Source organism: Herbaspirillum sp. NPDC087042, from assembly GCF_044745245.1.
In the GTDB taxonomy this organism is placed as follows: Bacteria; Pseudomonadota; Gammaproteobacteria; order Burkholderiales; family Burkholderiaceae_D; genus Herbaspirillum.
The window spans coordinates 46,899-58,925 of record NZ_JBIUZW010000020.1; the positions used below are offsets into that span (position 1 = coordinate 46,899).

The window sequence follows — 12,027 nt, forward strand, 5'->3', positions numbered from 1 at the left end:
CACCGAGAAAAGACACCATGAGCGACCAAGAGATCGACGCGCACGCATTGCATGCCAGCGCCAAATACAAGCAGTTCCCCGACCTGGCCGGCCAGGTCGTCTTCATCACCGGCGCCGGCAGCGGCATCGGCCGCGCCATGGCCGACGCCTTCGCCGCCAACGGCGCCCACTTGGCGCTGCTGGACATCAACGACGCCTCGCTGGAGGCGGCCCGCGCCGAGCTGCACCGCACCTTCCCGCAGGTCGAGGTCGAATGCCACGTGGCCTCGATCGTCGACGACGTCGCGGTGGAGATGGCCGTAGCCGCCGCCCACGCGCGCTTCGGCCGTATCGACGTACTCCTGAACAACGCCGGCATCTCGGCCAACAAACCCACGCTGGAACTGGCGCCGGAACAATGGCGCCGCGCCATCGACATCAACCTCAACGGCGTTTTCTACTGTGCCCAGGCCGTCGGCCGCCGCATGGTGGCGCAGGGGGGCGGCGTGATCCTCAACACCGCATCCATGTACGGCACCGTGGCCGCGCCCGAGCGCGCCGCCTACTGCGCCAGCAAGGCGGCGGTGGTGATGCTGACCAAGGTGATGGCAGTGGAGTGGGCGCCGCAGGGCTTGCGCGTGAACGCGCTGGCGCCCGGCTACGTGCGCACCGCGCTGGTGGAAGAACTGGTGCAGAGCGGCCGCATGGACCTCGACGCACTGACCCGCAGAACTCCCGCGCGGCGCCTCGGCCAACCGCATGAGATCGCCACGTTGGCCTTGTTCCTGGCCTCCGAACACGCGGCCTTCATCAACGGCCAGGCGGTCGTCGCCGATGGCGGCTGGTCGGCCTATAGCTACGTTTGATCCTTCGCGCCGGCTGTGCTGCTCGCACGGCCGGTGCCAGAACCCATTTCTTCTTTGGAGATTGATCTCATGTCAGACCACATTGCACTCGCCCCAGCCGCACCCTGGGTCGAACTGCGCACCACCGACGCCGACTGGGCAGCCGCCGACCCGGCGCTGCTGGGTACGCTCCTGTCCCACATGCACCTCATCCGCGCGTTCGAAGAGACCGTGCTGGAACTGGCCATGGATGGCCTGGTGCACGGCCCGGCCCACTCCAGCGTCGGACAGGAAGGCGGCGCTGCCGGTTCCATCGTGCCGCTGCTGGCGGCCGACCAGGTCAACGGCTCGCACCGCGGCCACCACCAGTTCCTGTCCAAGGCGCTGGGCTACCTGACCCCCGGCGGCATCCATCCCGGCGCCGAACTGACGCCCGAGATCGAGCAACTGCTGCAGCGTACCCTGGCCGAGATCCTCGGCCTGGCCCAGGGCTTCTGCCAGGGCCGCGGCGGTTCCATGCACCTGCGCTGGCAAGAGGCAGGCGTGCTGGGCACCAACGCCATCGTCGGCGGCGGCGTGCCGCTGGCGGCCGGCGCCGCCTGGGCGCACAAGCATGCCGGCACCGAGAACGTGGCCGTGACCTACTTCGGCGACGGCGCCGTCAACATCGGCTCGGTGCTGGAAACCATGAACATCGCCGCGGCCTGGAAGCTGCCGCTGTGCTTCTTCATCGAGAACAACGGTTACGCCGTTTCCACCACCGTCGACGAAGCTACGGCCGAACCGCGCCTGTCGGCGCGCGGCGCCGCCTTCAACATCCCCAGCTGGAAGGTCAACGGCATGGATCCGCTGGCGGTGCACCTGGCCATGAGCGAGGCGCTGGCACACATGCGCGCCGGTAAGGGGCCCACCATCATCGAGGCCGACGTCTACCGCTTCTTCCACCAGAACGGCGGCTTCCCCGGCAGCGCCTTCGGTTACCGCAGCCGCGAGGAAGAACAATCCTGGCGCCAGCGCGACCCGCTGGACCTGCTGGGTGCGCGCATGCAGCGGCGCGGCCTGATCGACGAGACCGGCATCCTGGCCTTGCGCACCCGCATCAAGGACTCCATGGCGCGCGCCGTGGCGGCGCTGACCGAAGCCGATCCGGGCAAGGCCGGCAAGAAGCGCATCCGCCCTGAACTGTGGCCCAGCCCCGACTTCCGCGACGTCGGCGTGCGTGGTGATCTCTCCGAACTGCAAGGCGCGCGCACCGAGGAAGAGCAGGGCTTCGGCGGCAAGCTGGAGCAGCGCAAGTTCATCGACGTGGTGGCCGATGTGATGGACCGCCGCATGGCCGTGGACGAGCGCGTGGTGGTGATGGGTGAAGACGTGCACCGCCTGAAGGGCGGCACCAACGGCGCCACCCGCGGCCTCAAGGACAAGTACCCCGAACGCACCCTGGGCACACCCATCAGCGAGAACGCCTTCTGCGGCCTGGGCGGCGGCATCGCCATGGACGGCCGCTTCCGTCCGGTGGTGGAGTTCATGTACCCCGACTTCATGTGGGTCGCGGCCGACCAGGTGTTCAACCAGATCGGCAAGGCGCGCCACATGTTCGGCGGCGACATCGAAGTGCCCTTCGTGCTGCGCACCAAGGTGGCGATGGGCACCGGCTACGGCTCGCAGCACTCGATGGACCCGGCCGGCATCTTCGCCACCAGCCCCGGCTGGCGCATCGTCGCGCCGTCCACCCCGTTCGACTACGTGGGCCTGATGAACGCCGCGCTGGCCCTGAAGGATCCGGTGCTGGTGATCGAACACGTAGACCTCTACAACAGCACCGGCACGGCGCCGGTGGACGACTTCGACTACCAGACCCCGTTCGGCCGCGCCGCCGTACGCCGCCAGGGCCAGGAGCTGACCGTGCTGACCTACCTCTCGATGGTGGCGCATTCACTGGAAGCCGTGCAGCAGACCGGCATCGACGCCGAAGTGGTCGACCTGCGCTGGCTGGACCGTGCCAGCATCGACTGGGACACCATCGGCCAGAGCATCCGCAAGACCAACAACGTGGTGATCGTGGAGCAGGGCGCCCAGGGCACCTCTTACGGCGGCTGGCTGGCCGACGAGATCCAGCGCCGCTACTTCGACTGGCTGGACCAGCCGGTGCAGCGCGTCACCGGCGGCGAAGCATCGCCCAGCATCTCCAAGGTGCTGGAGCGCGCGGCCGCCGCGCGCACGGAAGAAACGGTTGCCGGCCTGCAGCAGGCGATGCGCGATAAGGGCGCCGCCCCCGGCGCGGCCTGAACAACGAAAGGAATTGCCATGAGCATCAACATGATCGTCCCGCTGGAAGTGGGCATCGCCTGCCGCGACCTGCCGGCGCTGCGCCGCTTCTACGAAACCACCATGGGCTTCAGCTTCGTGAGCGAGATCACGGTATCGGCCGAGAAGTCGGCGCCTTCCGGCCTCTCGGCCGACGGCTACACCGTGGTGCGCCTGCAGACACCCTACGGCGAGCGCGTCAAGCTGCTGGCCCCGCACACCCCGCCGCCGGCGCAGGTTGCGCCGGCCTACATCCTGGACCGCCCCAACGCCGCCTACCTGACCTTCATCGTGGCCGATATCGACGCCGCCATCGCCAAGCTGCTGGCTGCCGGCATTCACTTCATGACCGGCGAGCGTCGCGTGGAAGCGCGCCCCGGCGTGTACCTGGCGTTCTGCCGTGACCCCGAGGGCAATGTGCTGGAGCTAGTGGAGTACAGCGACATCGGCGCCTACCGCCCCGACCTCAAGAAAGCGGGGAACTGAGATGGCCAAGCTGATCAAGATGCCCGAGATCGCCGCCAACGCCACCTCGGCGGTGATCGTCCAGTGGTCCAAGGCCGAGGGCGAGGCGATCAAGGCCGGCGAATGCCTGGCTGAGATCGAGACCGACAAGGCCGTCATCGAATACGACGCCGACACCAGCGGCGTGCTGGGGAAGATCCTGGCGCCGGCCGGCAAGGATGTGGAAGTAGGCGCGCCCATCGCGGTGCTGTTCGAGGCCGGCGAGAAGGATGTCGATATCGCCGCCTTGCTGGCGGCGGCGGGTGTGGCAAGCGTGGCAGATGCCGCGCCGGTCGCAGCGCCTGCCGAGGCCGCACCGGCAGCCGTGACTGCGCCTGCCGCGCCAGCACCTTCGTCTACCAACACCGGCGGCCGCATCTTTGCCAGCCCGCTGGCGCGCCGTCTGGCGCAAGAGCGTGGCCTGGCGCTGGAGAAGATCAAGGGCAGCGGCCCGCACGGCCGCATCGTGCGGCGCGACGTCGAAGCGGCTGGGCGTCCAGTTTCCACCGCATTGCCAGCAGCTTCGGCAGCGCCAACCCAGTCCGCGCCGGAGGTGGGATCACCCTTCATCGAAATCCCGCACAGCGGCATGCGCAAGACCATCGCGCGCCGCCTCACCGAGAGCAAGTCCAGCATCCCTCATTTCTATCTCAGCGCCGATTGCCGCATGGACAAGCTGCTGGCCCTGCGCGCCGAGATCAACGCCGCCGCCGCGCGCAAGATCTCGGTCAACGACTTCATCGTCAAGGCCGTGGCCGTGGCGCTGCAAGCCGTGCCGGAGATGAACGTCAGCTGGACCGACAGCGCGCTGCGCAAGTACGCCCAGGCCGACATCTCGGTGGCAGTGTCCACCGAGGGCGGCTTGATCACGCCGGTGGTGCGCGGCGCCGGCGGCAAGACGCTCTCGGCCATCAGCGCCGAGATCGCCAGCCTTGCCGCGCGCGCCCGCGACGGCTCCCTAGCACCCGAGCAATACCAGGGCGGCAGCTTCACCGTCAGCAACCTGGGCATGTTCGGCGTGCGCGAGTTCTCGGCCATCATCAACCCGCCGCAGGCCGCCATCCTGGCTGTGGGCGCCACCTTGCAGCAGCCGGCCGTGGTGGATGGCCAACTGGCCGTGGCGCAGGTGATGAAGGTCACGCTGTCGGTGGACCACCGCGCCGTCGATGGCGCGCTGGCCGCGCAGTGGCTGGCGGCTTTCCAGCGCTGCATCGAAAACCCGCTGAGCGCATTGATCTGAGGTGAGCCGTGAGCAAACTAGAGCAGAGTGAGTACGACCTGGCCGTGGTCGGCGGCGGTCCCGGCGGCTACGTCGCCGCGATCCGTGCGGCGCAGCTGGGCATGAAGACGGTGCTGGTGGAGAAGGCCCAACTGGGCGGCGTCTGCCTGAACTGGGGCTGCATCCCGACCAAGGCGCTGCTGCGTTCGGCCGACGTCTTGCGGCTGGTGCGCGAGGCCGCCAAGTTCGGTGTGCAAGTGGGCCAGCCCAGCGCCGACCTGCCCGCCATGGTGGCGCGTTCGCGCGCGGTGGCGGCGCAGCTGAACAAGGGCGTCGACTACCTGATGAAGAAGAACAAGATCACGGTCGTCAACGGCACCGCGCGCCTGGCTGGGCGCGGCAGGCTGGAAGTGCGGGGCGCGGACGGCAAGTCGCAGCTCTCGGCGAAGAACATCATCCTCGCCACCGGCGCCCGCGCCCGCATGCTGCCTGGCCTCGTGCCAGACGGCGACAGCGTGTGGTCGTATCGTGAAGCGCTGGTGCCGCGCCAGGCGCCGCGCCGCCTGCTGGTGATCGGCGCCGGCGCCATCGGCATCGAGTTCGCCAGCTTCTATCGCGCCCTGGGCGCGGAAGTCAGCGTGGTCGAAATGGCCGAGCGCATCCTGCCGGTAGAAGACGAAGACATCAGCGCCCACGTCGCCGACGCCCTGCGCAAGGAAGGCATGCGGCTCTACACCGGCTCGCGCATCGCCGCCACCGCCAAGCGCCGCGCCGGCGAAGGCAACGAGTGGCACATCACGCTCGACGGCAAGCACCAGGAAACCCTGGTGGCCGACGTCGTGCTGGTGGCTGCCGGCATCGTCGGCAACGTCGAGGAGCTGGGGCTGGAAGGCACGGCCGCGAAGGTCGAGCGCACCCACATCGTGACCGACGCCTTTGGCGCCACTGGTGAGCCCGGCGTGTACGCCATCGGCGACGTCGCCGGCCCACCCTGGCTGGCGCACAAGGCCAGCCACGAAGGCGTGGCCTGCGTCGAGAAGATCGCTGGCCTGCACCCGCACGCGCTGGACGCCTCCAAGATCGCCGCCTGCACCTACAGCCATCCGCAGGTCGCCAGCGTCGGCCTGACCGAGGCGGCGGCGCGCCAGACCGGCCGCAAGATCCGGGTGGGCAAGTTCCCGTTCGCGGTCAACGGCAAGGCGATCGCGCTGGGCGCCACCGGTGGCTTCGCCAAGGTGGTGTTCGACGAGGCCAGCGGCGAGCTGCTCGGCGCCCACATGGTCGGCGAAGAAGTCACCGAGATGATCCAGGGCTATGCCGTGGCGCGCGAGCTGGAAAGCACCGAGGCCGAACTGATGGCCACCGTCTTCCCGCACCCGACCCAATCCGAAGTGATGCACGAGGCAGTGCTGGTGGCCTACGAGCGCGCGCTACATATTTAAACGGAGGAGTATTGTGCTGAAACTTGATCAACCTAATTTGCTGCGTCAGCAGTGTTTTATCGATGGCGAATGGAGCGATGCACTGGATGGCACCACCATTGCCGTCACCAATCCCGCCACCGGCGAGACTATCGGCACCATCCCCAAGATGGGCGAGAAAGAAACAGCACGCGCCATCGATGCTGCTAACGCCGCCTGGCCCGCTTGGAAGCAAAAAACCGCCAAGGAGCGGGCCGGGATTCTACGTCGCTGGTTCGATCTCATGGTCGCTCACACTGACGATTTGGCGCGCATCATGACGGCCGAGCAGGGGAAGCCTTTGGCCGAGTCGCGTGGTGAGATCGCTTACGCCGCTGCGTACCTTGAATGGTTTGGTGAGGAGGCCAAGCGTGCCTACGGAGACACCATTCCCGGGCCTGCACGGGATCGCCGCATTGTGGTGATCAAGGAGCCAGTAGGCGTCTGCGCCGCGATCACCCCCTGGAATTTTCCGGCAGCAATGATTACGCGCAAGGTGGGAGCTGCATTGGCGGCCGGCTGCCCCATTGTGGTCAAGCCCGCGACACAAACGCCATATTCAGCTTTGGCATTGGCTGAGCTGGCTCGCCAGGCGGGCGTGCCGCGAGGGGTATTCTCAGTCATCACCGGATCAGCCACGGCAATCGGCGGGGAAATGACTGCCAATCCGTTGGTGCGTAAGCTATCGTTTACGGGATCGACTGAGGTGGGTCGCCTGTTGATGGCGCAAAGTGCTAATACGATCAAGAAAATATCAATGGAGTTGGGGGGCAATGCGCCGTTTATCGTCTTCGACGACGCCGATTTGGACGCAGCAGTAGAGGGGGCCATCGCTAGCAAATTCCGTAACACCGGCCAAACCTGCGTGTGCGCAAACCGTATCTACGTACAAGATGGTGTCTATGATGATTTTGCGCAGAAGTTGACTGCGGCTGTGGCCAAACTCAAGGTGGGCGACGGTATGGACGATGGTGTCACTCAAGGGCCGTTAATTGATGAGGCTGCCGTAGCAAAAATAGAAGAGCACATTGCTGATGTCTTGTCCAAGGGCGGACAGGTGATCTCCGGGGGGAAACGTCACGCATTGGGGCATACCTTCTTTGAGCCGACGATTGTGCGTGAGGCCCGTGCTGATATGTTGGTAGCCAAGGAGGAGACATTCGGTCCCTTGGCCCCGCTGTTCCGCTTCTATTCCGATGAGGAAGTTGTTGGATTGGCCAATGATACCGAGTTTGGATTAGCCAGTTACTTTTATACTCGAGACATCGGTCGTGTTTGGCGTGTAGCGGAAGGCTTGGAATATGGCATGGTTGGTATCAACACCGGGCTCATTTCCAATGAAGTGGCGCCATTTGGGGGCGTGAAGCAATCAGGCCTGGGACGGGAAGGGTCTCATTACGGACTAGATGACTATATGGTGGTGAAGTACCTCTGCATGGGAGGTATCTAGTATCTTGATCCAAATGTAGAAGAAATCTGTATCAAGAATAGAGGGCCGTTGGCTGAAAGCCAATGGGCAGCTGGGCTTTAAATAAAAGGCTGAGTTCTGCATTGTGCAGAACTCAGCCTTTCTATTTGACTTTGCGGAGGGAGCACTGAAAGGATGTAATGACCCAGCGGAACCTGCGCACTTTATGCAGTTGCAAAAAAATCAGTTACTGAGATATCGGCACAAACGACGCTCTTACCAATTGACGCCTACAGCGACCCAGTTGAGCCGGCCATAATTCATAGGTTGTCTTATGGGTAGAAATGAAAAACGGGCCGCGAAGGCCCGTTTTATCAATGTTTTTGGCGGAGACGGAGGGATTCGAACCCTCGATACAGGTTTAAGCCCATATGCTTCCTTAGCAGGGAAGTGCCTTCGACCACTCGGCCACGTCTCCACACTGTAGGCTGTTACTGCGTTGCCTCAGCGAAGACCGAGATAATATCTTCTCATTTGCATTCGGTCAACAGGAGTCTTGCAAATAATCACTCTTTTTTAACCGATACTTGTCTTGCTGATGGCGTGCGCTTTCTTGCTTGCTTACTTGGCGCTGTCCAGGTCAAAAGCCTTGTGCAGGGCGCGTACGGCCAGTTCCATGTACTTTTCGTCGATCAGCACCGAGATCTTGATTTCCGAGGTGGAGATCATCTGGATGTTGACGCCTTCTTCGGACAGGGTGCGGAACATCTGCGATGCGATGCCCACGTGGCTGCGCATGCCCACGCCCACCACCGAGACCTTGGAGACCTTGGTGTCGCCGTTGATGGCGGCTGCGCCGATGTGCGCCTTGACGCTGCTGTTCAACACTTCCACAGCCTTGGCGTATTCGCCGCGCGGGACCGTGAAGGTGAAGTCGGTCTTGCCTTCCACCGACTGGTTCTGGATGATCATGTCCACTTCGATGTTGGCGTCGGCCACAGGGCCCAGGATCTGGTAGGCGATGCCCGGACGATCCGGCACGCCCAGCACGGTGATCTTGGCTTCGTCACGGCTGAATGCGATGCCGGTAATGGTTGCTTGTTCCATGTTCTTGTCTTCCTCAAACGAAATCAGGGTGCCGGAGGCGGCTTCTTCGGCCAGCGGCGTGAGCGGGTCGGTCAGCGAGGACAGCACGCGGGTCGGCATCTTATAGTTGCCAGCGAATTCCACCGAGCGGATCTGCAGGACCTTGGAACCCAAGGATGCCATTTCCAGCATTTCCTCGAAGGTCACGGTCTTGAGGCGACGGGCGTCGCTGACCACGCGCGGGTCGGTGGTGTAGACGCCGTCGACGTCGGTATAGATCAGGCATTCTGCCGCCTTGATGGCCGCTGCCACGGCCACTGCCGAGGTGTCGGAGCCGCCACGGCCCAGGGTGGTGAGGTTGCCGTCGGCGTCCACGCCCTGGAAGCCGGTGATGATGACGACCTTGCCAGCGTTCAGATCCTTGCGCACCTTGGCATCATCGATGGAGCGGATGCGCGCCTTGGTGAAGGCGGAGTCGGTCTTGATCGGCACTTGCCAGCCGGCATAGGACACGGCCTGCTTGCCCAGCGCCTGCAGGGCGATGGCCAGCAGGGCCACCGACACCTGCTCGCCGGTGGAGGCCAGCATGTCCAGTTCGCGACCGTCGGGCTGGGCCATGATTTCCTTGGCCATGCCCAGCAGGCGGTTGGTTTCACCAGACATCGCCGAGGGCACGACGACGATCTGATGGCCTGCGTCGTGCCATTTGGCAACGCGCTTTGCGACATTCTGGATGCGCTCGATCGAGCCCATCGAGGTGCCGCCGTATTTGTGAACGTATAAAGCCATAGGGATAAAAAAGTGTGGCCCGACTTTGACCAACAATCGCTAGCTAGGCCGGAAGGAACAAACCCTTGACTCTACATGCGGTGCGCCAAAATCTCAAGGAAAAGCTTGAAATTCCGGGCGTTTCCGCGGGATTTTGCATGGCGCGATGCAGCAAAAATGGTCGGTGAAGAGGGCTTGTATGCATTTCTTCTTGCACCCATGGCGTGGGAATGCGAAATGCTTGCAGATTTGCGTGGTCTGGCGAGAAAAGGCGAGCGGGGGAGATGGGCGGCGGGGAGGAGGGGCACCAACTGTCATGCGCCGTCTTCATTGCATTGATGCGGGAGGGGCGACATGGCAGGTGGTGCTGCGGTACTGGCGACTGCGGTACTGCGGGTGCGCCGGTGAGGCGCTACAACATGCTACTGGAGGCTGGCACTGCAGCCGGGCGGTTCTGGCGCCTTAGGCGGAACGCTGGCTCGGCACAATGCTGGCCGCGGCCGATCAGGCGCCGCTGTAGAGCGAATCTTGCTTGCCGCTGGCTTGCTGCACTTGCTCTTGCACCTGGGCGCGGCTCAGGTGCGAAACGGGTTGACGCACGATGGGGTATTCGTTGCGCGAAGCGATTTCACCGTTGGCACGGGCACGTTGCAGTTCAGCCTTGACGTCAGCGCGGGTCTGGGTCGAATGGAACGGGGTTTCCGGGGGATACGGTGCCTCGGCCAGGGCGGCGCCAGCAGCGGCTAGCAGGGAAGCGGCAACGACGATATTCTTGATGTTCATGATCTTGTCCTATGTTTTGTCTGGTAAGTTGAGTTTGCTCCGTCGGGCCGGTGAGGCATGGCGCTCCTTGTGGGCTCGTCTGCTCAGGGGCTCCCGGCGGAACCGGTTGTCGCCTTATTGCACTGCGCCAACCGATGACTGCAGTGTAAATATTGCCAAGCGAAAGAAAAATGGGTCTAATCGGAATGGACTATTTCTCTTTTTGGAACAATCAGGGACTTGAAAAATGGATCGCTTGCAATCAATGCGGGTCTTCGCCAAGGTGGTCGAGCAGGGCAGCTTTGTCCGGGCGGCTGAAATCCTGGAGATTTCCAATGCCGTCACCACCCGCTTCATTGCGGACCTGGAAGCCCACCTGGGCACGCGCCTGCTGAACCGCTCGACCCGGCGCCTGTCGCTGACCGAGGCCGGGCAGGCCTATCTGGAGCGGGTACGGCTGATCCTGGCCGAAGTCGACGATGCCGAGGCCCTGGTATCGATGGAGACCAAGCGGCCCGCCGGGACGCTGGCGATCTATTCCAATGCCGGGTTCGGGCAGTCACAGATGGGCGATATCCTGTCGGGCTATTCGCAGGCCTATCCCGATGTGACGCTGGATGTGCGGCTCTCGGACCGGTCCATCGACCTGGTGGAGGAGGGCATCGATATCGGTTTCTTCAACAGCATGCAGAAGTTCGATGCCAGCATGATCGTGCGCCAGCTGGGTGTGGCGCATGTGATCCTGTGCGCATCGCCGGACTACCTGGCCCGGACGGGAGCGCCCGAACAGCCGGAAGACCTGTCGCGCCACAGTTGCCTGAATTTCTCCCACGAGTACCTGCGTCATCACTGGCACGTCAACACCCCCAATGGTGTGATGGATGTGCCCATCGTCAGCAAGATCGTCTCCAACAGCGGGGTGCTGCTGCGCGAGCTGGCGCTGGCCGGCATGGGCATTGCCTTGCGGCCCTCGTACACATTGGGAGATGACCTGCGCTGCGGCAAGCTGGTGCAGGTGTTGCCGGATTTCGATATGGGCCAGGTGGTGATGTCGATGGTCTACCCCAGCCGCCGCCTGCTCTCGGCCAAGGTGCGCAGTTTCGCCGAGTTCGTCAGCGCGCGCTTTCCGCATCCGGAAACCGATCCCTGGCTGGTCTGATCCGGCCCGGCCCTGCCCGGCCTTATCCGATGACGTCGGCCAGCTTCTCCAGCAGGCTGCATTCCTGCTGCCACTGACGGCGCTCGGCCGTACTGATGGCCTCGCGCTGGAGCTCGCTGTCGCTCTTGTCCATCTGCGCCAGCAGGATGCGTTCGGCCAGGCGGGTGTCGGGTTCCATCGGGCCGAAGAAGGCGACCGTGGCACCGCGTTCGATGAGCAGGGTGGGGAAGTTGTCGATGTCGAGGTCGCCTACCAGGTCGGCCTGGTCTTCGATGTCGATCCAGACGAAATGGTGCTGGGGATAGCGTTCAGCCCAGGCGCGGAAGGCCGCATCGTATTCACGGCAGCTGCCGCACCAGTTCGCGCACAGGCAGGCGATGACCCAGGTGTCATTGCGAAGTGCCTCGGCGAGGGGGCGGCGGTTGTTTTGGTCAAGTATCTGGTAAGACATGGCGTGGCTATTTTACTCGCTTCAGCGGCAGGGGTTTTGCGCTGGCGCAGGCAAGCCCGCATCATTTCGTTCTCATGGA

Annotated in this window: 10 protein-coding genes and 1 tRNA gene; 7 read left to right on the forward strand and 4 right to left on the reverse strand. The window is 63.9% G+C overall.

Going from position 1 to position 12,027, the window contains the following annotated elements; translation table 11 throughout:
• Positions 1–17: 17 nt before the first annotated feature.
• The 6 genes from ACIPHN_RS22775 (at position 18) to gabD (ending at position 7,764) form a co-directional block, all read left to right on the forward strand.
• A complete protein-coding gene (locus ACIPHN_RS22775) occupies positions 18–845 on the forward strand; it encodes an SDR family NAD(P)-dependent oxidoreductase (RefSeq protein WP_400440558.1) in 828 nt (275 codons plus the stop codon).
• A gap of 69 nt (positions 846–914) precedes the next feature.
• Positions 915–3,113 carry a thiamine pyrophosphate-dependent enzyme gene (locus tag ACIPHN_RS22780; RefSeq protein WP_400440560.1) on the forward strand — a complete coding sequence of 733 codons (2,199 nt, stop codon included), beginning with the start codon at positions 915–917 and terminating at the stop codon, positions 3,111–3,113.
• Positions 3,114–3,131: 18 nt separating this feature from the next.
• The gene (locus tag ACIPHN_RS22785) at positions 3,132–3,617 is read left to right on the forward strand and encodes a VOC family protein (RefSeq protein WP_400440563.1); all 486 of its coding nucleotides are present in this window, start codon (positions 3,132–3,134) and stop codon (positions 3,615–3,617) included.
• A 1-nt stretch (position 3,618) separates the two neighbouring features.
• On the forward strand, positions 3,619–4,875 hold the full coding sequence (locus tag ACIPHN_RS22790; RefSeq protein WP_400440565.1) for a pyruvate dehydrogenase complex dihydrolipoamide acetyltransferase: 1,257 nt from the start codon (positions 3,619–3,621) through the stop codon (positions 4,873–4,875).
• 8 nt (positions 4,876–4,883) lie between these two features.
• Positions 4,884–6,296 carry a dihydrolipoyl dehydrogenase gene (gene lpdA / locus ACIPHN_RS22795; RefSeq protein ID WP_400440568.1) on the forward strand — a complete coding sequence of 471 codons (1,413 nt, stop codon included), beginning with the start codon at positions 4,884–4,886 and terminating at the stop codon, positions 6,294–6,296.
• A 13-nt stretch (positions 6,297–6,309) separates the two neighbouring features.
• The gene (gene gabD, locus ACIPHN_RS22800; RefSeq protein ID WP_400440571.1) at positions 6,310–7,764 is read left to right on the forward strand and encodes an NADP-dependent succinate-semialdehyde dehydrogenase; all 1,455 of its coding nucleotides are present in this window, start codon (positions 6,310–6,312) and stop codon (positions 7,762–7,764) included.
• A 342-nt stretch (positions 7,765–8,106) separates the two neighbouring features.
• Here gabD and ACIPHN_RS22805 read toward each other — a convergent pair.
• From ACIPHN_RS22805 to ACIPHN_RS22815, 3 genes are all read right to left on the reverse strand, one after another.
• Positions 8,107–8,200, reverse strand: a tRNA-Ser gene (locus tag ACIPHN_RS22805).
• A gap of 143 nt (positions 8,201–8,343) precedes the next feature.
• The gene (locus tag ACIPHN_RS22810) at positions 8,344–9,597 is read right to left on the reverse strand and encodes an aspartate kinase (RefSeq protein WP_400440574.1); all 1,254 of its coding nucleotides are present in this window, start codon (positions 9,595–9,597) and stop codon (positions 8,344–8,346) included.
• Between the two features lie 483 nt (positions 9,598–10,080).
• Positions 10,081–10,359, reverse strand: coding sequence for a DUF4148 domain-containing protein (locus ACIPHN_RS22815; protein WP_400440577.1), 279 nt, complete (start codon positions 10,357–10,359; stop codon positions 10,081–10,083).
• A 226-nt stretch (positions 10,360–10,585) separates the two neighbouring features.
• Here ACIPHN_RS22815 and ACIPHN_RS22820 point away from each other — a divergent pair, with 226 nt between their 5' ends.
• Positions 10,586–11,497 carry a LysR family transcriptional regulator gene (locus ACIPHN_RS22820; RefSeq protein WP_400440580.1) on the forward strand — a complete coding sequence of 304 codons (912 nt, stop codon included), beginning with the start codon at positions 10,586–10,588 and terminating at the stop codon, positions 11,495–11,497.
• A gap of 22 nt (positions 11,498–11,519) precedes the next feature.
• Here the strand turns inward: ACIPHN_RS22820 and ACIPHN_RS22825 are convergent, their stop codons facing one another.
• Positions 11,520–11,948: a thioredoxin family protein gene (locus ACIPHN_RS22825; protein WP_400440583.1), complete on the reverse strand. Its 429-nt coding sequence runs from the start codon at positions 11,946–11,948 to the stop codon at positions 11,520–11,522.
• Positions 11,949–12,027 lie beyond the last annotated feature (79 nt).